The organism is Streptomyces sp. NPDC045022 (genome assembly GCF_056432605.1).
The window spans coordinates 47869-70175 of record NZ_JBWKIR010000032.1 but is presented as its reverse complement, the minus strand read 5'-3'; the positions used below and the strand labels follow the sequence as shown (position 1 = coordinate 70175).

The 22307-nt window shown below is 69.4% G+C and carries 15 protein-coding genes and 4 pseudogenes; 8 read left to right on the top strand and 11 right to left on the bottom strand.

All coding sequences use genetic code 11. The features are described 5' to 3' along the window. Positions 1-61 precede the first annotated feature (61 nt). Positions 62-642: pseudogene (locus AC07C1_RS35355) on the bottom strand (transposase); the annotation flags it as partial. 131 nt (positions 643-773) lie between these two features. Between AC07C1_RS35355 and AC07C1_RS35350 the strand changes: the two are divergent. The 7 genes and pseudogenes from AC07C1_RS35350 (at position 774) to AC07C1_RS35320 (ending at position 8496) form a co-directional block, all read left to right on the top strand. Then, positions 774-1103 (top strand): hypothetical protein, encoded by a 330-nt coding sequence (locus AC07C1_RS35350; protein WP_478945852.1) that lies wholly within the window; start codon positions 774-776, stop codon positions 1101-1103. A 105-nt stretch (positions 1104-1208) separates the two neighbouring features. Then, entirely contained in the window at positions 1209-1430 is a 222-nt protein-coding gene (locus tag AC07C1_RS35345; RefSeq protein ID WP_478945850.1) for a hypothetical protein, read from the top strand. Positions 1431-1870: 440 nt separating this feature from the next. Continuing rightward, a complete protein-coding gene (locus AC07C1_RS35340) occupies positions 1871-2044 on the top strand; it encodes a CsbD family protein (protein ID WP_478945848.1) in 174 nt (57 codons plus the stop codon). Between the two features lie 163 nt (positions 2045-2207). Further along, positions 2208-2607: pseudogene (locus tag AC07C1_RS35335) on the top strand (ATP-binding protein); the annotation flags it as partial. Positions 2608-2805: 198 nt separating this feature from the next. Next, positions 2806-3776: pseudogene (locus tag AC07C1_RS35330) on the top strand (aldehyde dehydrogenase family protein). Between the two features lie 565 nt (positions 3777-4341). Then, entirely contained in the window at positions 4342-5607 is a 1266-nt protein-coding gene (locus AC07C1_RS35325) for a phosphatase PAP2 family protein (RefSeq protein WP_478945870.1), read from the top strand. A gap of 1488 nt (positions 5608-7095) precedes the next feature. After that, positions 7096-8496: a Mucin-2 gene (locus AC07C1_RS35320; RefSeq protein ID WP_478945847.1), complete on the top strand. Its 1401-nt coding sequence runs from the start codon at positions 7096-7098 to the stop codon at positions 8494-8496. Between the two features lie 59 nt (positions 8497-8555). Here AC07C1_RS35320 and AC07C1_RS35315 read toward each other — a convergent pair whose 3' ends face one another. The 3 genes from AC07C1_RS35315 to AC07C1_RS35305 form a co-directional block, all read right to left on the bottom strand. Continuing rightward, entirely contained in the window at positions 8556-8786 is a 231-nt protein-coding gene (locus AC07C1_RS35315) for a hypothetical protein (RefSeq protein ID WP_478945846.1), read from the bottom strand. A 14-nt stretch (positions 8787-8800) separates the two neighbouring features. After that, positions 8801-9631 (bottom strand): SDR family NAD(P)-dependent oxidoreductase, encoded by an 831-nt coding sequence (locus tag AC07C1_RS35310; protein ID WP_478945868.1) that lies wholly within the window; start codon positions 9629-9631, stop codon positions 8801-8803. Between the two features lie 1223 nt (positions 9632-10854). Beyond that, the gene (locus AC07C1_RS35305) at positions 10855-11469 is read right to left on the bottom strand and encodes a lamin tail domain-containing protein (RefSeq protein ID WP_478945844.1); all 615 of its coding nucleotides are present in this window, start codon (positions 11467-11469) and stop codon (positions 10855-10857) included. Between the two features lie 768 nt (positions 11470-12237). Between AC07C1_RS35305 and AC07C1_RS35300 the strand changes: the two genes are divergently transcribed. Then, on the top strand, positions 12238-13434 hold the full coding sequence (locus tag AC07C1_RS35300) for a hypothetical protein (RefSeq protein ID WP_478945842.1): 1197 nt from the start codon (positions 12238-12240) through the stop codon (positions 13432-13434). A gap of 46 nt (positions 13435-13480) precedes the next feature. Here AC07C1_RS35300 and AC07C1_RS35295 read toward each other — a convergent pair whose 3' ends face one another. The 7 genes and pseudogenes from AC07C1_RS35295 to AC07C1_RS35265 all read right to left on the bottom strand — a co-directional run bounded on the left by AC07C1_RS35295 (position 13481) and on the right by AC07C1_RS35265 (position 22305). Beyond that, positions 13481-13654 carry a hypothetical protein gene (locus tag AC07C1_RS35295; protein ID WP_478945841.1) on the bottom strand — a complete coding sequence of 58 codons (174 nt, stop codon included), beginning with the start codon at positions 13652-13654 and terminating at the stop codon, positions 13481-13483. 119 nt (positions 13655-13773) lie between these two features. After that, positions 13774-14598, bottom strand: a pseudogene (locus tag AC07C1_RS35290) (PucR family transcriptional regulator); the annotation flags it as partial. A 667-nt stretch (positions 14599-15265) separates the two neighbouring features. Beyond that, on the bottom strand, positions 15266-16540 hold the full coding sequence (locus AC07C1_RS35285; RefSeq protein ID WP_478945839.1) for a PP2C family protein-serine/threonine phosphatase: 1275 nt from the start codon (positions 16538-16540) through the stop codon (positions 15266-15268). Continuing rightward, entirely contained in the window at positions 16540-17352 is an 813-nt protein-coding gene (locus tag AC07C1_RS35280; RefSeq protein ID WP_478945866.1) for an alpha/beta fold hydrolase, read from the bottom strand. The genes AC07C1_RS35285 and AC07C1_RS35280 overlap by 1 nt, the downstream gene beginning before the upstream one ends. A gap of 299 nt (positions 17353-17651) precedes the next feature. Next, positions 17652-18134 (bottom strand): ATP-binding protein, encoded by a 483-nt coding sequence (locus AC07C1_RS35275; RefSeq protein ID WP_478945837.1) that lies wholly within the window; start codon positions 18132-18134, stop codon positions 17652-17654. 201 nt (positions 18135-18335) lie between these two features. Then, positions 18336-19181, bottom strand: a complete 846-nt coding sequence (locus AC07C1_RS35270) for an RNA polymerase sigma factor SigF (protein WP_478945835.1) — start codon at positions 19179-19181, stop codon at positions 18336-18338. Positions 19182-19548: 367 nt separating this feature from the next. Beyond that, positions 19549-22305 (bottom strand): bifunctional YncE family protein/alkaline phosphatase family protein, encoded by a 2757-nt coding sequence (locus AC07C1_RS35265; RefSeq protein ID WP_478945833.1) that lies wholly within the window; start codon positions 22303-22305, stop codon positions 19549-19551. Positions 22306-22307 lie beyond the last annotated feature (2 nt).

The following is a 22307-nucleotide window of genomic DNA, read 5'->3' as shown; positions in this document are numbered from 1 at the left end:
CGAGCCGAGGAGGCGCGGAGCCGTCTCCCCTGGGCCTCTCTGGTCTCGTGTGCGGCGGGAGTTACCCCGTGAGGGCAAGGTTGTGCAGCCGGGCGATGCCGAGCATGGCGGTGTGAACGCCGTCGCCTTTCAGACGGCAGTCACGAAGGATCTTCCATGCCTTCATCCGCGCGAAGGCGTGCTCGACGCGGGCCCGGACTGCGGTGGGAGGTGTTGTCCTCCTCTTTCCAAGCTGGCAGTTCGGTCTGGCCGCGTTCACGGCGGTGCGGGATGAGCAGGCCGGTGACCCGATAGCCGCCGTCCGCGACGACCGTGGCCCGGCCGACGGCGGCCTTCGCACCGGAAAGTTCCCACGCCTTGCGATCGTTCCGGTTGCCCGGGACCGGTCGGCCGACGGCGACGACGAGTCGGGTATCGGCGTCGATGACGACCTGGTGGTTGGTCGAGTACCGGTAGTTCTTCGACTGCTCGGCAACCGCATGTTCCCGCATGGGCACTAGGGTGCCGTCGACGATCAGCACGGCGTCCTTACGGACCCGCTGACGCGGCTGAAGCGCAAGCGACGGTCCGAGGTGGCCGATGATGCGGTTGGCGGCCGACTTCGACACCCCCGAACAGCGGGGCGAGCTGCCGCAGCGTCACCGCAACCGCGCCGCCGCCGAGCGGCTGCGCCTCGACCCGGGGCACCCGAGTGGGCCCCCGAGGACCTGGAGACCCTGGAGCGGATCAAAGCGGGCCGCCCGTGGTTCGACGGCCCCATCCCCCTCCTGCCCGTGGCCCAGCTGTACGCCCGCGACATCCCCTTCCCGTGCCCGTCCGGCGCGGACCTCCTCCAGGTTCTGTGGTGCCCCTTCGACCACTCGATGGCACACCCCAAGACCGCGCTCTTCTGGCGCGCCTCCGCCACCGTCACCGACGTCCTCGACGCACCGCCCGAGCCGCCGATCGTCCAGGACGGCCACTACCTCCCGGAGCCGTGCCTGTTCTCACCGGAGCAGGTCACCGAGTTCCCCAACCCCCTGGAGCTTGACAAGGAGCTTCGGGACCCGCTGGACGACAGGAGCCGCTGGGAGACGATCGACCCCGCGCAGTACAACGCGTAGGCGTACGATCCGGGCGAGCTCTACCTGAACAACCGCCCCCGGCTGGAAGACCGGCGGCGGGACCCGCTGGAGCCCCACCGACCCCGTCGACCGGTCCTGCCCCGAGTGCGACACCGCGGCGGTCCCGCTTTCACCATCGCCTCCTCGGAATGGGACGGCGGCAGCGGGACATGGATCGCCGCGGAGGAACGGACGACCCCGGCCCCGCCTCCCCTGGGCGCCCAGGACGGCAACTTCACCTTGATCGACATAACCGGCGGCAACAACCTGCAACTTCACGTGTGCCCGGCATCCCCGGACCATCCCCACATCGCACTGCTCCAGTGAGCCATTGCGGAAGTCCTTCGCGCCACCGCGCACACCGCGATCGTCACTCCAGCCAGCAGCTTTGTCCTACTACCGATGATCCAAACGATGGGCCCCAGGTGAAACGCTCGCAAGGGCGGTCGACCGAGCACTCCCAGCACGGCAGCGGCTGGAAGCTGAAGATGGCTGCGCACCCCAGCGCCTGGCCAACAGCCGCTGGACGGGCGGGGCGGCGAGCCCCATTCCCCGCGGCGCCCGCCAAGCCCGCGGATTGCGCGGATCCTGCGGGACCACCCGCCCGGCTGCACCGTTCTCCCAGCGGTGCAGCCACACTGTGCCCGCATGGGAGTTGTTCCGGGCGCGCTGCCATAGCCCTGTTTATGAGGGGCAATGACGGGCATAGGCGACTTATCCGGAAGAAGCCGGACGGATAGGTAATCACTGCAGGAGGCGTGTCTGCCATGTCGGCTGGTGAGAAGGCCAGGGCCAAGGTCGAGCAGGCCAAGGGGAAGCTCAAGAGGGCCACGGGACGAGCCGCCGTCGATGACCCGATGGTCGTCAAGGGCCAAGCGGAAAAGTCCAAGGGCGATGCACGCCAGGCCAAGGAGAAAATCAAGGACATGTTCAAGCGCTGACCTCTGGCGCCGCCTGCGCGGCGGCCGCTGTCCTCCAAATACACGTCCTTGAGCGCTTCAGTGGCGATCTGCTGGAGCTGCTGGTCGGGAGCGGTCGGCCGGGGTGCAGCGGCAGTACTCCGGCACCGCCGGGCGGACGGAGAACTGCCAGATCGGCGTCCCCGTCGAGGACAGGGCCGACGTTGCTCTGCTCGGGCCGCCCGGGGTCGGCAAGACACACATCGCTGTCGTCCTGGCCGTCGCGGCCTGCCGGGTCGGCTACTCGATCTACTTCATTAGCCTCGACGACATGGTCCGCCACCTCAAAGCCGCCGAGGACCAGGACCGACTGACCGGCAAGCTCACCAGCTGCCTCCGGCCGAGCGTCGTGGTGGTCGGCGAAGTGGGCTACCAGCCCCTGGAACGGGCCGAGGCGAACTGGTCTTCCAGGGTCATTCGCAAGCGCTGCGAGAAGGGCTCGGTCATCCTGACCTCGAACAAGACACTGCGAGGTCGTCTCGATCAACGGCAACAGCTACCGGCTCAAGAACCCCTTCCAGGCCGTCGAGCGGGACACCGACGTGGTCCGAGAAGTGATGCACACAACTTCGTACTCAGTGGTGCACTCACACGAGTACGCCGACATCAGCAGGTGTGAGCAGGTCCGGGCGTGGGGTGCCGCGTCCCCAGGGAGGCGCCATGGACGCCAATGTCACTGCCCAGGGAAGCCCCATCGCCACGGTCAATCCGTACACCGGTGAAGGGTTCGGGAGTTCCCGGCGCTGAGCGCGGAGGACGTAGGGCGCGCGATCGACGCGGCGCACCGTAGCTTTCCGGACTGGCGTGCCCGGTCGACGGCCGACCGTGGGGCCCTCGTGCAACGCGCCGGCCGGCTCATGAGGGAGCGCAAGGAGGAACTGGCGCGGCTGCTGACCCTTGAAGTCGGCAAGCTGATCAACTCGAGCCGTGCAGAGGTCGACCTCGCGTCCGACATCCTCACCCACTACGGCGAGCACGGACCCGAGCTGCTGGAAGAGCAATCCCTGCTGGTGCCCGAGGGCACGGCCGTGCTGGGAACGAGCCGCTCGGCGTCCTTCTCGGTGTGATGCCCTGGAACCTCCCGTTGTACCAGGTGGTCCGATTCGCGGGTCCGAACCTCGTCCTCGGCAACACGATCCTGCTCAAGCACGCGAGCAGTTGCCCCGAGTCCGCACTGGCACTCGAGCGGCTGTTCACGCATGCGGGTGTGCCGACCGGGGTCTACACCAATCTCTTCGTGCGGGGCAGGGACGTCGGGGCCGGCTCCCACAGCACGCCGCCGCGGCCGAGCCGTCAGCCGAGCCTGATGCTGCTCGTGCCACAACCGCCCCACCTCAGCGACGAGTTCAGCGATCACATCCGGCGACAGCCCCGGGACCCGGTAATCCGGCGCGGTCAACTCACGCACCCCAGCCCCATCATGCCCAGTTCAACGACGAGGTACGCAACTAGGCGTACCTTACCGCTGGGGGAGCCATGTCCGCACCTGCATCGCCACGTCGCCGAGTTCTGTCACGCATCCGCTCGTCGCTGCGCAAGCTCCTGCTCATCGAGCACTCACCCTTCATCACCCTCTGACGACCAGGGACGGCCTGCCCCGGGAGGGCATGCGCCCACAGAAGGGCCCGGACGTCGGCACGTTCAGCGGTGGCGACGGGATGGAAATATGCACGCAAACCTGCCATATCCGCATGCATGCCGCGCCCATGGTTGAAGGTTCTTGAGTGATTCACGCGGCAACAGGCGGGGGTGACTTACTCCCGCACCACCGCCGACTCACCATTTGGGATGACCCCTGGGCGCGGATGACATGGGGAAGCCGTAGGTGCAGAGCGTGGGCCGGAACTGTCGTGCAGGGGGCGCCGAGGGGTCGATCGGCATACCGGGTCAGCGCGTATGACCAGAAGGGCAGGACACGGCGACTGACGGCGCAGGTCGCGCGGTGTGTTGGCGATATGCCGGCACACCGTAAAGTTTCATGGCCGTCCCCGGGACGCCGACCATGGGGCGCAGGCTCGACCGACCGTCGGACCACCCGTGACCAGCGAAACCCATCTGCACTGCTCCGATAACATGTTCGAGACTCAGGACGATTGACCCACCGCCCTTCATCAGAAAACCATGCCATTCAGCCCGATGAGTAACCTATTTGTCCAACATCTAGCAAATCGGCCAAAAAATTGACATCTACAGCATCGCGGGTGTTTTCGCGAATAAATCGCAGAATTGAGTTCGCCGCGTGGCGTCAACCACGGGCGATACTGTGGGCCACGGTGGGTGTGGTGGCCCTTGGGTTTCTCATCACACTGGAGATTGCCGCACGTCACTACGGCGAGCCGGGGCCGATCACCAATCAGGTGCGAGAGGTGGTGTTCGCCCCTAAGTCGGGGCCGCTGCTGTACGCCAGCATGGCGCTGATGATGGTGGTGCTCACCTGGCGGCAACGGCTCATCGCGGCAGCTTTCGCGATCGGCATCGACGTCGTCTTCTTTCTGGTGCGGTGGGCGGTCGACGCCAAGATGATGTTCGGCAACGGCGCGTTGTGGGTGATCTTGGGCTGTGCGGTCATCGCTGTCACACGCCGCACCGGCCAGGAACGTGTCCTGCTGTTGAAGGGCGTCGGGCTGGGCCTGTTGCTGGTGGCCGGCCGCAAGACCGGCGACACCTGGCTACTCATCACATCGAAGACCCGTCCGGCGGTGCTCGACCAGTACGTGGCAACCGCCGATCATGCGCTGGGCAACCCGTCGTGGCTGGTAGGCCGGGCAGTCGCGGCCAGCGGTCCGATCGGCACCCATGTCCTCGACTACGTCTACATTCAGCTTGCGGTGGCCGCGGTCATCGTCACGGCTTACCAGCTGCGCAACGTGGCGGCCGAGCGCCGATTCCCCCGCCATCACCTGGTGCGCACCTTTCTGGTGATCGGCCTCCTCGGGCCGGGCATCTACATGCTCTTCCCGGTGGTCGGGCCGGTCTTCGCCTACGGCCCGGGCGCCTCCGGCACCGGCGGCCTGCACTGGGCCGTGGCCAACCTGTGGCCGCACACGCCGCCGCCGATCAACGCGCCGCACCCGATGTCATACGACGAGATCACCCCCCGCAACTGCATGCCCAGCCTGCACACCGCATGGGCTACCGCAATCTTCATTCACTCCCGCAAGGGCCCACGGACACTGCAATTCGGAGCCGCGTTCTGGCTGGTTGCCACGCTCGGCGCGACGCTGGGCTTCGGGTACCACTACGGCGTGGATCTCGTCGCCGGCGTGGTGTTCACGTTCACGATCGAGGCAGCGCTGCGCTCCCTCGAACGCGGCTGGGACCGGGCAGGAATCCAGCTGGTCGGCTACGGCGCGACGGTCTTCGCCGCGCTCCTGGTGTCATATCGCTATCTGCCGGTTGAAATGGCCGGACATCCGTGGGTGTTCGGACCACTTCTCATTCTGGCGATGACCTCAGTGGTCTACGGCTACGTACGGACCACCAACCTGTGGGAACCGAAGGTCGCACCAGCGCTGCAACCGGAACCGCAACCCGAATTGGTTTGAATCGTCTTTCCCGTCATCTGGTGTGGGCGGCGGTCCTGGCCGCTGAAGGGCTGCCGCAGGGACCGGACCTCAGGGATGGGGTGCGCCTGGCCGCGGCGATCGGCCTCGGGGCGGGCGCAGGGGGGTGGGGGCTGACGCGCCGGCCGAAGCGTTCGCCGCCTACGGCAGGTACAGGCTGGCGGTCGAGAACGGGGAGCGGAAGCTCGGCGCGGCCGAGCGCGGCGGGAACCGCCGGTGGGGTGGGGGCTGCTCCCCGTCACCGACTTCCAGCCGTTGCGGCCCCGCAGACGGATAGGCACCTGTAGGCCCGGTCCGACCAGTGATGCGTCCAGGAGCTGGTGTCGGCGGCCCCCGGCGCCACGTTCGGGACCACCAGCGCCAGAGCCTGCGCCGCGCCGCGCCGCGTTCGAGGGTGGGAAGTTCTTCCTTCCTACCCAACTCCGCGCCGTGCGGCCGCACGGCCGGATGTTCGACGAGATCACCCCCATGCCCGAATCGTCACTCGTGCCGGTGATCATCCGCGAGGCGGGCCCGACGCCGTCCGGCGAGCCGCCCCCCTGGGGGGGATGCGTCACCTGTTCCTCCGTCTTTCCGCGCTGGCGACGTTGTTGTCCACCGCAGGCTGCGTCAGCGTCGCCGACCGCGTCCCCGCGTGTGGAGGCCGCCGCCGCCCGTACGCACTCTCCCGTCCCCTTCGCGAGCCAGGCCTCCGCCCGCAGCCCCCTTGTCGACACTCGCCCCAGTCGGAAGCCGAAGCGGCACGGCCGCCACCATCAAGGCCCCCGCCACCGTTACTCGAGTCCCGCACGGCACCCGTGGACGCGCGCCCAGGCACCGGTGCGGCCGCGAACGGCGGTACGCCCCGCACCGCCGCGCCGGGTGACACCGCCCCGCACACCGCTCCCCCGTCCGGCCGCCACCGCATCCAGCTCCCGCCACCCTCCCGGCCGCGCAGCTCGCGCCCGAGGGCCACCTACGACATGCGAACCGTGTGTGCCCTGGCCCGTCAGCCCGCCGCACCGGCTGGGGCACGTGCCCTGTGCGACACATACGTGCGCTGATCCACGGCACCTGCGTGCCGCGGGCCGTCCTCAGTCACCCGGTCTACGGCAGGCCCTCCGCGCCGGCAGGGCGCGGCACACGCGATAAGGCTTGGTCCGCCGCCACGGGGGAAGGCGGCGGACCAAGCCTCACTCCACGGTGCCACAGCGGCTACCGCCGCGCACGATGCACGACTGAAGGCACCTCAGATTGGCGCCTTTTCACGCCGGTGACAGCCGCCGGCCCAGAGCAGACCCATGACGCCGGCGACCTTGCCATGATCTGCATCTGGTCCGCAGAGATCGCTTCCGGCAGGAGTTGCGGGGCATGAGCCACACCCGGCCGTCTGGGTTCGTGGCAGGATGACGGCGCGTCGGCCCGAAAGGCCGATGCCGCGTAGGAACCCGAAGGGGCTATACGCAAAGGGACGGGTCGGAGAGCTAAGACATGGTCGCCTTCTACTCCTCCGCACTGGACGGAGTCGCCGCCAACCCGGCCCTTCCCACACCGCTGCTGTTGCGACTGATCGCCTTCGACGGCGGGGGCCACGGCCCGCCCTTCCAAGCCCTCCACCGGCCGGGACTGCTCGAGCAGGCCGTGGCCGCTGTCCTCACCCACCCGGTCCTGGACGCGCGGGTCCACTTCGCGACGAGCGGCCAGGCGGCTGCCGAGCAGCGGGCCCGGCTCGCGAACGACCCCTCCGCCACGGTGCGGGCCGCCGTCGCAACAGGACCCGAGTGGAGCCACGATCACCGGGCGAAGGTCTGTCCGCTGCCGGACGCCGTGTGCCGGCGTCTCCTGGAAGACCCCGGACCTTCCGTACGGAACGCGCTGTTGTACTCGCGCCACGTGGCGCCGTCCTTCCTCGCCTCCCTGGCCCGGCATCCAGATCCGGCCGCACGACGTGCCGCCCTGCGCGTCTGGGACCAACTGGCGCCGGACGGACGCACCACCCTGCTCAATGACCCTGACCCCGAGGTACGGCGGTCTGCCGCGCTGTGCGCGTGTCCTCACGACGCACGGTCCACGGCGGCGCTCCTCCGCGACTCCGCCGCCCTGCCCGACGTGCTGCGCCGGGGGCTGCTCGATCGCGCGGACGCCGAGCGGTTCCTCGCCGAGGGCGTCCACCTGGTCGAACTCGCCGGTAATCCGTCCCTGCCGGCCGACCTCGTGGACCGTCTCGCCGTCGGCCCCGACGACGAGGTACGGCTCGCCGTCTCCCTCCGGCCCGAGCTGACCGAAGCCCGACGCACCGCGATCGACTTCACAGTGGCCCCGGCCCCGTACGCATGGGTGGACGTGGACTGGGTGGCGACCGGCATCGCCGATCAGGACGTACTGCACCGAGCCGCGACCTCCCCCCATCCACTGCTGCGCCGCGCCGCCGCCCGAAGCCCCCATCTGCCACCCGATCTCCTGCGGCTTCTGGCCCGGACAGCGGACGTCGTAGTGCGCACCCACCTGGCCATACATCACCCCGACACCCCGGAGGAGGTGCTGATGAGCGTGTACGCACGGCTCGGCGGGACGTTCTCCGCCTGGATGGCGACCGGCCATCCCCGTTTCCCCCGCGAGGGGCTCGCCGCCCGCTTCGCGGACCATCCGGACGGAAGCTACCAACAGCTGGCAGTCCGCGACCCCGCCGCCGGCCCCGATCTCATCGAGCGGCTCAGTCACGATCCGGACCTCTGGACGCGCCAGGCGGCGACCCGCGACCCGCGCCTTCCGCTTCCCCGGCTCCTCGAGGTCCTCGCCCTGCCAGAACTGGCCTCCAGCGCGGGTGCCAACCCGGCCCTTCCCCCGGTGGAGATGGCCACGGTCATGGACGAGGCCGGGGTGCCCGCATGACGACGGGTGCCCGCCTGCGACCCGCCCCTCCCTTTATCTCCCTTGTTCCGCCGCGGTCGTCAGCACTGTGCCGAGACCGGCAGGTTGGCGTATTCGTCGCCCTTGAAGTACGCGGCGCTGCTGTAGCCGTCCGCGAACCCGATCCAGGTGTCGTTGGTGTAACCGTGGTCGGTGATCGTCTCGCCGTGGGTCCAGCAGTACGCCTGGTAGGGCCTGCCCGCGGTGAGCGTGGCCAGGTAGGCGCTCTTACTGGTGGGCAGCTTGCGGACGTTGACGTTTTCGTACGGCACGACGAGCGTTTACGTCAGGACTCCCGTGTTCCGTCGGCGCCGCGGGGCGCGATGTGGAAATCGAACGCGAGCGTCCCGGGGTCGACGGCCGTCGCCCCGCCGTCGGCCGTGAGCACCGCGCCGTTGACGTACGACGCCGCCGGGGACAGCAGCCATCCGATCGCCTCCGCGATCTCGCGCGGCTCGCCGGGCCGCCCCAAGGGCAGCAACCTGGTCGCCTCCGCATAGGCGGCCTCCACACCCCCACCCGGCAGATCCGCCTCCTCGGCGAAGCGGGCCATGCGCCGGTCAGCCATCTCCGTGCGTACCCAGCCGGGGCATACGATGTTGGCCCGCACCCCCTGACGCCCGTAATCGACGGCGACGGAACGGCACAGCTGGAGCAGGGCCGCCTTGGAGATCGCGTACGGTGCATTGCCGGTTCCGTTGCGCAGTGCGGACACCGAAGCGACGGCGACCACGGAGCCCCTGGATTCCAGCAGGTGCGGTATCGCCGCCCGCAGCAGCAGAAGCGGCCCGGTGACATTCGTGCGCATCACCTCGTCCCAGTCCTGCAGCGACATGTCCCCCACCGCCCCACCCCGACCGATGCCCGCGTTCAGCACGAGCCCGTCGAGTCGTCCGTGCGCGGCCAGGGCCCCTTCGACGAGCCCCTCGACCGCGTCGGGGTCCCCCACATCACACACGTGAGCCAGCGCCCCGATCTCCCGCTCCAGACGCCGCAAGGGCTCGGCCCGCCGACCCGCGACGACCACCTGGTGGCCCCCCTCGCACAGCAGCCGGGCCGTGGCCTCCCCGATGCCCGTACCTCCACCGGTCACGACGACAACCCTCTTGTCCACCACCGCAGTCAAGTCCCTTCATCGAGATCATCAATCGAGATCATCCAGCGAAGCCGAGACTAGAACTCACTGATCCACCGCTGACCACTTCCGGCCAGCTTCCAGGAGTTGCGCCACCGCGACTCCCGCGCTCCTGTGCCCGCCGGTACGTCACCGGCGTAGATCGCTCTTGGCTCGCGTAACCGCCGCTGAAGATCCACGCCGCCCGGAACTGGCGGTGATCAGGCGGGCGGGCGACTTCCCGGTCAGGCCTTCACGCGCTGGTCGGATACCCACTTCGGTCCGTTACGGCCCTGCACCCTGGTGAATGAGGTCACAGTCTCTCGGGTCAACTGGCGAGTTGGTCAGGCGCGCCCAGCCATAGCCGCCAGGTGGTTCTCGTGAGTCCGGCGGTTCCGCTTCGGCGCCTCATAGCGGCCGCCTACGAGCGTTCGGCTGTCCGGGACGCGTCCGGCCAGCGCTCTGACCAGCCCGGATGGCCACCACCTGTCCGGGACAGCCGCCGGCCGTTGCCTCAGCCCGTCAGTGGTCAGCAGTCTTTGGGTCTGGCGGGCCGAACCGTCACCACGGTCAGCGAGAGACCACAGCGCATCAGCCTGGAGGCGCTCAGCCGACCGACTGACGACAGGCTCTGTCTCAGCAGCCGCTCCTGCTCAGAAAGCCGGAGGGGCGCTCAATCCAACCGGGAGGACTCTTATGCGCCTTCGTCATGCCTTCACCACCGCCGCGCTCGGCACTGCGGTCGCCTTCGGCTCCATGGCCGTGCCCGCACAGGCAGCCTCCGTGTCCTCGGGGCCGGCCTCCCCCACGGCTTCCGTCGCCGCGGCCACCCCTCCGGGTTGCAGTATGTGGGTGGACTACAAGTACGGTCACGGTCGAGGCCTGCTGTACTGCAACGGCAGCCGCAGGGACGTTCAGGTCACCGTCGCATGCGGTGACGGAGCGATCAAGCGCACCGCGACAGGTTATGAACACGCCATAGCCAACTGCCCGGCTGGGCTCGGTGCCGTCGCCGTCAGCGGTAGGTACCGGTAGGAAGATCTCAGTCGGAGCCCAAACGAATCATCTGCGACCGGAAGACAGACAGCCACGTCGTCGCAGTCGGCGACCTGTCTCGCCGGCGCACGCGGGCTCAGTATGTGAAGAGGTGGGCCACCTCCGTGCGGGGGTGGCCCACCTGCCGGACGCCGGCTCACAGGCTGGCGTCGCCTACGTCGGCTGCGGGGTCAGTGGCGGTGTCCGCCACTGTGCTCGCCAATGCGGTCGCCGGCGTGGTGACGGTCGTCGCCATGGCGGTAGTCGCCATCGCGGTTACGGTCGCCGCCGTGGCGGTAGTCGCCGTCGTGGCGGTAGTCGCCGTCGTGGCGGTAGTCGCCGCCGTGGCGGTAGTCGCCGCCGTGGCGGTAGTCGCCGCCGTGGCGGTAGTGGCGGCCCCAGGACGCGGCGTCGACGAAGCGGCCGTGGTCGTCGCGCAGGGTCGCGGTGTCGGCGTTGTTGTCCCACGCGTACGCACGCCGGTCCTGGTAGAGGTCACTCTCGGTGTCCCGGCCGATGCCGGTGTGGACGCGTACGGTCGCACGGCGGTCCAGCCACACGTGGCGGAAGGTGTAGGTGGTGCCGTTCTCGCCGGACACGGTCCAGCCGTCCAGGTTCACCACCCGACGCGAACCGTTGGTGATGTCCACCCACTCCTTGTTCAGCGAGCGGTTGGAACGGTCCCCCCGGCCCTGGTAGTCGTGCTGCACGCCGCTGATGAATACGCTCTCACCGTGCGAACGGCCGTGGTCGTGGTCTGCGGCCGCGGCCGGCAGCGCCGCCGCGCCCACGACAGCAGCAGCCACAGCGGCAACGGCGGTCAGGCGACGGACGGAAGAAGAAACGGACACGAGGTCCCCCTTCACGGGTGCGCGCACCCAGCCGACCACGGCATCAGAACCGCAGGCCAGCAGGGTTACGTTGTACTGGTGTGAGGCCGGTCGGCCGCACACCCACACCCTGCAGCCCACGCCCCGCGTTGTGAGGGAACTGCGAAGCGCATTACAAAACCGGCACATTTCTGTGACTTTCGCCTGCAGCGACCATCTATGTCCTAGATGTGATGTGTTGGGGGCTATCGGGCAGTTCATCCCCTTTGAAATACGGGCCTCAGGCAACAATCTGCCGGCACCCGCCGTCCTACCAGCACGAGAGCGTTCACCCGAAAGTGAGTAACGAACCACTGCGCCCGGCAGATGGCGGGCGAGGGTGAGTGACTGGGCCGCCGGGCCTCGGTGGTTCGCCAGCGGTCCCACTGCATGCCGCGGCCTTGGATCCGATAAATCCTTCGACACCATGCGAACCGGCTGGCAAGCTGCGCACATGACCCACGGAATCGAGTCCCACCCCGCCTGGTGAGCGCCCAGGAAGAGCGCAACGCGCTCATCCTCCGGCCCGCTCTGTAGCCGGCGGTCGACGCTCTCGACAATCTCGACCGCCAGTCCGCTGCCGTCGTGTGACTCGCGGTCCGCGCCCGCCGCGACGAACTACAGCCGCTCGTCCACGCCGTGCGGACAGGAGACCGGCAGGCCGTGCGCACGGAGCTGGTCGCGTCTCCTGTCTCATCCCGCTTCGTGAGCAGCGCGGTCGCCCACCGAATCGCGGAGGTCTCCCGGCTGGCGAACCTGCTCGACCACCACCCCTCCGACACGGACTTGCTCGCCCGGGCGGGCACGCTGCTCGTCAGAATGGGGTGCTCGCGCGACGACCCGGCCGACCTCCTGGCTTACCGCGACGCGCTCAGCGTGTACGAGAGCGTCGTCATGCGAGCCTGCCTGCTGCCGCCCACCCTCGACAACGCCGCCATGCTGCTCTCGCTCGCCCTGGACCTGAGCACCGGCACCGGCCTGCTGCTGGACTGGCCGCCCGGACAGCGCGCGGCACTGCTGGAATCGCTCGGACGGCTGCTGGCCGAGCCACGATGGGCGGCAGCGGGCGGCGGCGCAAGCGAGACGGACCAGCGGCACCGAGCCGACTGGGTCCGCCGCACCGTACGGCAGCCGTTCACGTACTCGACGCCGCCCGGCCGGCTGCGCATCGACGTGGTGGCCGGCGACCCAGCGGACCGGGGACCCGTCGAGACCCGCATTCTGGTCGATGACCGTCCGGTGGTCCCGACGGTCTTCGGCCGCGGGCCCGCCCACAGCCCCGAGTACCTGCTGGACGACGGCCGGCTCCGGGCCGAAGTGGAGCCACACGAAGTGCAACTCGCTGAGGCTTGGTGCACTGAGGACTGCTGTGGCGCGCTCTACGTCACCATCCGGCGAGACGCGGACCAGGTGGTGTGGGAGAACTGGCGGCGGCCGCAGACCACGCCGGGTTCCCGCGAACCCGCAGCCGCGCTGCCCGCCTACCGATTCGACGCCTTCGCCTACGACACGGAAATCGCCCGGGCGGAGAACGACCGCTCCTGGTCCTGGCCGGCCCGCACTGTGGCCCGCCTGATCAAGGCGAAACTGATCGAGAAGCCGGAACTGTTGAGCCAGTGGGACGCCGGACGGGGCTGGATCAGCAGCGGCTACGACGACCCGGACACCACCGTGGTGACTTTCTGGTACGTGCCGGGGCTGGCGTCCGGGAGACCGGAACGAGCCGATAGCCCCCTCCAGTTCCGCTGGGCCATCCCTGACGACGGCTCCCCACCCGAGGCGCGGGCAGCCGCTGCCTTGCGGCGGCTGGCCGAGGAGGACCCGAAGTCCTACGGTCGCGTGTGCGGCGGCAGCCGTGAGCGCGCCGAGGAACTCGGGTTCCCCTGGCCCGACAGCGCCTGACCAGCCGCCCCGGGCGCTACCGGCCTCGGTCAGGCCGACCGTGCCGTCAGGCCGACCGTGCCGTCAGGCCGACCGTGCCGTCTGCGGAGCGGGGAGCGGCCACCAGGGGCAGCTGGTCCGTGTCACGGGCCAGCCGCAGGGGCAGGGCGGTGACGCGGACGGCGCTCGCGGCGGCCCCGGCGACGGAGCCGAGGCCGCCGAGCCCTCCCGTCGACAGCAAGTGGGGATTGCGGGTCCCAGCGGTCAGGGGGTTGGTCCGGGCTGCGCCGGACGGGCAAGAGGCGGTGATCCGTCGAAGTCTCGTCCGGCCGGAGAGGAAACGACCAGCCAGGGCGGCCATCAGGAAGTCGTCCCACCGGGGAGGAGACGGCGGGCGGTCAGGGCCAGAGCGGTTTCGATCAGGTCGGCGGGGCGGGACAGGGAGCGGCCGGTCAACTGCTCATAGCGGCGCAGGCGGTTCAGCACGGTGTTGCGGTGGCAGAACAGGCGTTTCCCGGCCCGCTGGGCGGAGCCGTCGCAGACGATCCAGGCGGCCAGGGTGTCCACCAGGACCTCGGCGTCGGCGGGTTCCAGCTGCCCGAGCGGCCCGAAGGCGCGCTCCGTGAGCAGGGCGGCGAGTTCGGGACAGGAGGCCACGAGCGCCTCGGGGAGGTGGTCGGTCAGCCACACCGTGCCGCCGGGGCCGGGGCACAGGCGCAGGGCGGTGTCCGCCAGCCGGCGGGCCTCGCCGACCGCGGCCAGGCCGTCGACAGCACTGCCGATACCGACGCGCAGGCCCGGCGCCGGTTCGCCCGGCACCGGGATGCGGCCGTCCTCGGTCAGCAGGATGCCGTAGTCCGTCTTCGCTCCCGTGTGCCAGTACACCCTCGCGACCGGGGGCAGCAGAGCACGACCGCGACCACCATCGGCGGGCCGTCCGGCCGCGGCGGAGACGGCGGTCGCGATCACGACGTACCGTCCCTGCTCCGGCAGTCCGAGTACCTGCGCGGTCTCGGGCAGTTCGGCTATCCGGCCGGTGCCGTCGAGCAGGGCGCCGGCCAGCAGCCGCGCCCGGTTCTCGCGCCGCCAGACGAGTTGCCGTTCCGTCCGCCGGTAGGCGTCGGCAACGAGCGTGCAGTGCTCGTCGACGAAGTGCCACACGTCGGCCGCCACGTGCACCAGGACGCCGCCCGTGCTGCACGACGGCTCATCCTCTCTGTCGTGGCGAGCCGCCCGTGGCACACGTGTCGCACGCGCGGGCGTGCAACGGCCGACGGGCGCCGCCGCTGGGCTGGCGGTGCCACTGTCGACGTTGAACGGGCCTGGAGGCACCGGCAGAATCACCGGTCCCGCCCGCGCGGCAACCGGTCCTGCGCTCGCGTTCACCGGTCCCGCCCACCGTTCACCGGTCCGCCCCTCGCGATCGCCGTGCTCGGGGAGGCGCCCACCGCGCTGGGGGTTTCATCGGCGTCCCTTGCTCCCCTCCCGCCCTGAAGGCGACGCTCGGGCGTCCTCATGGCTCGGACACAAGGCGCCGAGGACTCAGCGAGCTGAGGTGCCGTCCAAGCCGGCATGGCGCCTGCCGACGCCTGCGCCGCGGTCACGAACGCAACGCCGAGCGCTGCCTCGCGTCCGTCGCCATGTCAGCGCCTCGCGTGCCTGTCCGCAAGCTCCGGTGAGCATGTGCCCGGCTCGCGATTCTTGATCACCACTCCAGTGTCAGCACAAACTCTGTTCGCTCCGGACCGCAGGCTGCCAGAGTCAACGCGCGACGCTGCATGGATTTTGCGAGGTGAGACACGCCCTGGCACGGGTGAGGACGAGGACCTGGTCGTTTCGGAAATTCGGTCGCTCACTGATGCTCTTCACTGGTTCCTTGCGGCACGCTGATGGCGAGGACCGCGGTGTCGTCGTCCACGCCGGTACCCAGGGCATCCAGCAGGCTGCTCAGTGCGTCGATGGCGGCTGTCGCGGTCGTGGGGGCCAGGGCCTGGGCGAAGTCCAGGAGTGCCTCGTCGCCGTAGCGTCCGCCGAATTGGTTGGTATGGGCTTCGGTGAGGCCGTCGGTGTAGAGGACGAGGGTGTCGCCGGGGGCGAGGTGGACGGTGGTGGTGGCGATATGGGCGTCGGGCAGGACGCCGATGAGCTGGCCGCCGGGGGTGGGCAGGTAGTCGACGCTGCCGTCCGAGCGCATCAGCAGTGCCGGGGGGTGCCCGCCGCTGGCCAGAACGATCCGGCACCCGCCGTCACGGGGCGTGAGCAGGCCGAAGATGACCGTGCAGAATCGCGGGTCGGGACCGGTGTACTCGTGATTGAGCACGGTGTTCAGATTGGCGAGTACCGCCGCCGGGTCGGGATCGTAGACGGCAGCGGCCCGCAGGGTGTAGCGGACGAGGGAGGTGACCGCTGCCGCGGCGGCTCCCTTGCCGCACACGTCGCCCAGGAACATTCCCCAGGTGCCTTTGGTGAGGGGGAACAGATCGTAGAAGTCGCCGCCGACCTCGTCGACCGACGCGATGTGGTAGTGCGATGCCACGGTCAGGCCGGGGACGCTCTCCAGGACGGGCGGCAGCAGCGTTTTCTGCAGCGTGGTCGCCAGGCGTTGCAGGCGATCACGTTCCTGGTCGGCTTCCTGCCGGGCGCGGAGCAGCTCGGTCTCGTAGGCGCGGCGGTCGCGAGCGTCGAAGACGGTGGTGCGGATCAGCAGCGGCTCGCCGTTGCTGCCGGTCTTGACGGTGGAGGTCACCAGGACCTGGAGCCGGCTGCCGTCCGCGGCTTTGAGTTCCAGGGCGATGCCGCTGATCTCGCCCTGCATGCGCAGCAGCGGGGCGAAGTGCGTCTCGTGGTACAGCTTGCCGCCCACCGTGAGCAGGTCGGCGAACCGCTTGCGTCCGACCAGGTCGTCGCGCTGGTAGCCGAGCCAGTTCAGCAAGGTTGCGTTGACCTTGGCGATCTGTCCGTCCAGCAGGGTGGAGAGGTAGCCGCAGGGCGCGTTCTCGTAGAGGTCTTCGGTGGTTTCCTCCAGCAGCGCGGCGAGCCGGACGCGCTCGTCGTCCGGCTCTCCTTCCGCGTCCAGGTCTCCTTCCGCGTCCGGACCGAGGTCGCGGCCGTCGCCGGTGATGCGCATCACCGGCCCACTTCGGACGCGAACGCGGCGATGGCCGCCGAGGTGGCCTCGGGTGCGCTCAGCTGCGGGCAGTGCCCGGTGGCGGTGAGGGTGACCAGCTCGCTGCCGGCGATCTGCGCGTGCACGAACGCGCCCACTTCCGGTGGGGCGATCGCGTCGTTCGAGCACTGCGCGATCAGGGTCGGCACGGTCACCGAGGCGAGATCGGCCCGGTTGTCGGAGAGGAACGTGGTGTGGGCGAAGACACGAGCGATCCTCGGGTCGGTGCGGCAGAAGCTGTTGGTCAGCTCCTGGCCCAGCTCCGGACGCTCCGGGTTGCCCATGATGACCGGCGCCATCGCCGCCGACCAGCCCAGATAGTTCGACTCGAGCGACTCCAGCAATTCGTCGATGTCCTCAGCGCTGAACCCGCCCCGGTAGCCGGCCGCCGGATCGTCGATGTAGCAGGGCGAGGGCGTGAGCAGGACCAGTCCCGCAAAACGCTGCGGCTCGGCGCGGGCGGCCAGCACACCGATCATGGCGCTCACGGAGTGCCCCACGAAGACCGCCGGGGCCAGGTCCAGATCCCGGCAGATCTCCAGCACGTCCTGCGCGTAGCCGTCCAGCGAGGCGTACCGCTCTTCGCTCCACGCCGAGAGGTCCGAGCGGCCGGCGCCCACGTGATCGAACGTGACCACCCGGAAGTCCTGCTCCAGTGTCGGCGCCACCAGGCGCCACATGTTCTGGTCGCACCCGAACCCGTGGGACAGCATCACCACCGGCCCGTCTTCGCGGCCGGTCACCGTCACGTGATTCCTGCGGCGCACCTCCATACCCGCCATCCTCCCACCACCCCCTGCGAAGCCGCTTCTGCCGCTGCGGCCCCGGGTCGCGGCAGCCCTGTGCACGGCGGTCCCCGTGCCGTCGCAGGGTCCGGACGGCGCGCGCGGTCCGGCGCTGCATCCGTCGGGGCAGAGGCAGAGGCAGGGGAAGGGGCAGGGTAAGAGCGAGGAGGTGAATCATGATCCCCGCGCTTCGGGGTGGCCGCTTCGCCGCCGGCCCGGACGGCTGCATCGCGGCGCCGCGCGGCGTCTGCCGGCGGACCCACGTCAAGCTGGCGGCTGTGCCGGAGTTACCGCGCGGGGTGGGCGAGCGAGCCGTGCGGACGTACGGGCCGCAGGGAGATCAAGGCGGTGATCCGTTTCCCGACCGATTCCCGCTGGATGGTGAGCTTCTGCGTGATGGCTTTGACGATCTCCAGACCGTGCTGGCCCACCCGCTCCGGGTCGGCGGCCCGTACGGCCGGCAGGGCCGGGGCGTTGTCCCAGACGGCTACCTCCACCGCCTCGTCGGCGATGCGCAGCCGCAGCCGGATGGGGCCCGGGGCGTACTTCCGAGCATTGGTGACAAGTTCGCTGACCACGAGCTGCGTGAGGTCCGCCGCCCGCCGGGCAGCAGCGAACCCGTACCTGGACTGCATCTGCGCGAGGAAGGAGGCCGCCAGATGGCGGGCGTCAGCGATGCAGCTTCCCTCATCGTCCAGAGCGATCGTGGTCTCTGCCGGACCAGCGCCCGTTCCCCCGCGACACTCACTCTCATCAGGTCCCTGGTGCATGCGGTCAGCCCTTCTTACCCCATTCACAACTTCTGGTCACCCACCGGGTACCACGCATCCTGCCCGCCTACCATCGACGGGGCGCCGTCCCTCAGCTCCTTCGGGTTCCGACCGCCGACGGCGACACCGGCCGGCAGGCGGTGACGCCAGACGCGTCCGGGCCCGCCGCAGACACGACGGGCCCGGACGCGTACGCGCAGGTCAGCGGGTGGTGAGCATGCCCTCGCGGAGACGGGCGAGCGTGCGCGACAGCAGCCGCGAGACGTGCATCTGCGAGACGCCGAGGCGTTCGCCGATCTGGGCCTGGGTGAGTTCATCGACGAACCGCATGTGGATGATCTGCCGGTCCCGCTCGTCGAGGCCGGCGATCAGCGGCGCCAGGGCATGGAAGTCCTCGACCAGCTCCAGCGCGGCATCGTCGGCGCCGATGAAGTCCGCGAGCGCGCTCTCGCCGTCCTCGCTGCCCCCGATCGCGGCATCCAGGGAGGAGGAGTTGTAGCCGTTGGACGCCAGCCGCGCCTCGACGACCTCTTCCTCGGACAGGCACATCAACTCCGACAGTTCCTTGGTGGTGGGCGTGCGGCCCAGCCGGCTGCGCAGTTCCTCGGTGGCGCGGGCGAGCTGGACGCGGGCCTCCTGCAGACGCCGGGGTACGTGCACGGCCCAGGACGTGTCACGGAAGAAGCGCTTGATCTCGCCGACGATGTAGGGGATCGCGAAGGAGGTGAACTCGACCTCGCGGGACAGCTCGAACCGGTCGATGGCCTTGATCAGGCCGATCATGCCGACCTGGACGATGTCCTCCATCTCCTCCGGCCCGCGGCTGCGGAACCGGCCGGCCGCGAAGCGGACCAGGGACATGTTCATCTCGATCAGCGTGTGACGCGCGTACTGATACTCCGGCGTGCCCTCCTCCAGATGCGTCAACTGGTCGAAGAACACCCTGGACAGCCCGCGCGCGTCCTTCGGAGCCACCTTGGAGGGATCGGCGACCTCCGGCAGCTCGGCTATGGCCGCGTCCGCCGTCCGCGTGCTCGTGACAGACATGATGCTTCCCTCCAGTAGCCGGCCGGCCGCCCATACCTTGCCTGAAAGCAACCGACGATGGTGCGTCTACCCCCGCATCCGCCGTACACGCCTGGCACCTGGTGGCAGCGAGCAGGGACTGATCGGGGCACCGGCCCGGGCATCAATCCGACGTGGCCGCCGCATACCGCTAACCCAACCGGGTGGATTCTGGCATTTCGGTCAGCCCCTGTGGCATACCGAACACGTGCGGTGCTACCCGGCCGACCGAGGGTTCGGAACAGAGCCCGGCGTGAGCCCTCCCGACAAGCTCGGGAGGGCTCACGCATGCCGCAGCGGCCTCAGCCCTCGACGCCGGACAGGGTCCCCTGGGGGCGGTCGGCCTGTGTCAGCCGTCGGATTCCGGCGACGGGAGGTAGGCGCCCGGCACGTCCTCCGGCGCGAAGATCTTGTGCTCGCCGGGGTACGGCTTCTTCCACTCGTGCGTCTCGTACCACGTCAAGTGGTTCATCTGCGCGGGGTTCGCGAAGTCGGGCACGGCGTTCGGCCCGGTCAGCCGCTGCTTCGACTTCCACTTCTCCCACTTCGCCGCGAGTGCCTGCTTGTCCGCCGGCACCTGCGCCGACGGCACGGCCGCCGCACTGGGGTTCTGCCGCGCCGGGGTGTCCAGGCCGCAGGCCGGCGGGGTCTTCAGACCGTCGGTCAGCGAGGTCCGGTTGGGCAGCGCCTTGAACGGGGTGTAGTCCGCGTGGCGGGTGAACGCCCCACGCATCGGGCTCGCCGCGCTGTCCTTCTGGTTCATCGGGGGGATCCCGAGGATCTGCTCGATGGTCCGGATCATCGTGATCTGCGTGTAGTAGTGGCTGTCGACCGTGTCGCGCTGCGCCCAGGGGCTGATGATCTGGATCGGGGCGCGGTGACCGTCGACGTGGTCGAGGCCGGCCTGGGAGTCGTCCTCGACGACGAAGATCGCCGAGTCCTTCCAGTACTTGCTGTGCGATATCTCGTCCACGATCCTGCCGGTCGCGAGGTCGTTGTCCGCGACCTGAGCGGCGGCGTTCGCCGGACCACCGGTGTGGTCGCTGGAGAGCCAGAACATGTTCAGGTTCGCCGGCCCGTTCTTCTCGAAGTCACGCTTCCAGATCTCGTACCGGTAGATGTCCGGGACGCTGGTGTCGAACTTCGGGAAGCCGTGCACCGACACGTCGTTGAGTGACGGAATGGGCGAGGACGAGTTCAGGGGGTAGGCGGTGTCCTGCCCCGTCGCGTCCATGTTCTTGGAGTCGCAGTAGAGGTTCTGCCAGCTCGCGCCCGACGGCTTGGTCAGGAACTGCTGGAACTCCCCGAAGTCCCGCACGGACTTTCCCGTCGCCTGCGCACCGGTCCAGATGAAGCCGGTCCGCTGGTGGCCGAGAGCGTCGTCCTCGGTGTCGTAGCTGCGCGCGTACTCGCCGGCCGAGGACTCGGTGTACTCCGGGTCGTCGGCCTGCATCAGCCAGTTGTGCCCCTCGGCGGAGTTCGTGCCGATGTCGTACGTGTTGTCGTACAGCCCGAACTGCTTGGCCAGTGCGTGCTGGTTCGGCGTCACGTTCTCGCCGAACTGGGTCAGCGACGGGTCGCCGTTGCCCTGCGGGATGTCACCGAGGACCTGGTCGTAGGTCCGGTTCTCCTTGACGAGCAGGAACACGTGCTTGATCGTCGAGGGGTCGCCGAGCCGCTGCGGGACCGGTACCGGCTTCGCCCTGCTCCGGCCCTTGGACAGCTTGACCGAGCCGGAGTTCCAGCCGTTCTGCTTGAAGACCTTGGCCGTCTTTGACCTGATGACACTGTCACCGGGCAGCGTGAACCGCTGCACGCTCGACGTCGTGTCGTGAGTGGCGTGCCCGGCGCTGCTGGTGGGGCGGCGGGCGTCGATACCGCGGGTGTTGGAGACCAGCACCTGGTTGCCGGCCGTGGCGACCTCGGCGGGGAAGTAGTCCGTCGGGAGCAGGCCGACGTAACTGACCGGTTCCTGCGGGGTCTTGTAGCGGTAGACGGCGACCGCGTCGGCGCGGCCGAGCGTCACCAGCAGGTGGCCGTCGTCGGTGAGCGTCACCGCGTCGGGCTCGTAGCCCACCGACGCCTCCGGCCACGGCTGGGTGGCGATGGTCTGTACGACCTTGTCGGAGGCGGTGTCGATGACCGACACGTCATTGGTGGCGGTGTTGGTGACGAACAGCGCCCCGTTCTTGGCGTACAGGGCGGTCGGGTGCAGACCGACGTCGATGCCCGCGACGGCGGCATCCGGGTTCGCCAGGTCGATGACGCTGACCGTTCCGGTGGTGGTGGCAGCGGTCACCGGGTCGGCCGGCACCTGCGTGTTGTAGGAGTTGATCGTGGTGTCACCGGGCTTCGCGGGACGGCCGCCCTCGTTGCTGACGTAGAGCTTGGTGCCGACCTTGACCAGGCCGCGCGGGGCGTTGCCCACGGTCCAGCTGTGCCGGACGGCCCCGGTCGCCGCGTCGATGGCGACCACCCGGTTCTGGCCGTTGACCACGGAGTACACGGTGGAGCCGTCGGGCGCGAACACCACCTCGCCCACCAGCGCGTGCTTGGGCCCGTCCATGGGGATGGTGACAGACGTCGGGTCGGCGACGCTGCCGTCCGCGTTCACGGTGAACCTGGTGTAGCCGTCGGTCTGGCCCAGCCACAGTTGCGAGCCGTCGGGCGAGTAGGTGGGGCCTTCCTGGCCCACGGAGTTGCTGCTGATGCGCGGGTTCGACGACGCGGAGGTGCCGACGAGCTGCTGCACCTTCCAGTTCTTCAGGTCGACGATGGCCAGTGCACTCCCACCGTCGGTGACCGAGGCCGCGAGGTGGGTGCCGTCCGGGCTGACGGAGGACGACATGATCTTGCCGTTGTCGATGACGAGTCGGTCACCGTACGGGGCGATGTACTGGTCGCTGGAGAGGACCTGGCCCCGATCGGTCGTCTGGCCGACCTGGTCGGTGCCGAACTGGTGGGTCTGGGCGAAAGCGGCGCCGGTGGCGACGAGGGCGAGAGCGGTGATGGCTGCCGTCACCAGGGGTATCCGGCGGCCGATGTGTCTACCGAGAAGGCTGGAACGGTCCTTCTCGACACGCCGGCGGCGGCGTGATACCTGCATCG